Source organism: Chloroflexota bacterium, from assembly GCA_013152435.1.
Lineage (GTDB): Bacteria > Chloroflexota > Anaerolineae > DUEN01 > DUEN01 > DUEN01.
The window spans coordinates 34620-34848 of the sequence record JAADGJ010000095.1; the positions used below are offsets into that span (position 1 = coordinate 34620).

The 229-nt window shown below is 72.5% G+C and carries 1 pseudogene (running past one end of the window); it reads left to right on the top strand.

The window, feature by feature from the left end:
* Positions 1–229 (top strand): annotated as a pseudogene (locus tag GXP39_13660) (tetratricopeptide repeat protein) (it extends 1696 nt beyond the left edge of the window).

The following is a 229-nucleotide window of genomic DNA, read 5'->3' on the forward strand; positions in this document are numbered from 1 at the left end:
TGCCCGACCTGGCCTCAAGCCTCAACAACCTGGGCGCTCGCCTCGCCGACCTGGGCCGCCGCCAGGAGGCCCTGCAGGCCTCCCAAGAGGCCGTCGCCATCTATCGCCAGCTGGCGCAGCGCAACCCCGATGCCTTCCTGCCCGACCTGGCCTCAAGCCTCAACAACCTGGGCGCTCGCCTCGCCGACCTGGGCCGCCGCCAGGAGGCCCTGCAGGCCTCCCAAGAGGC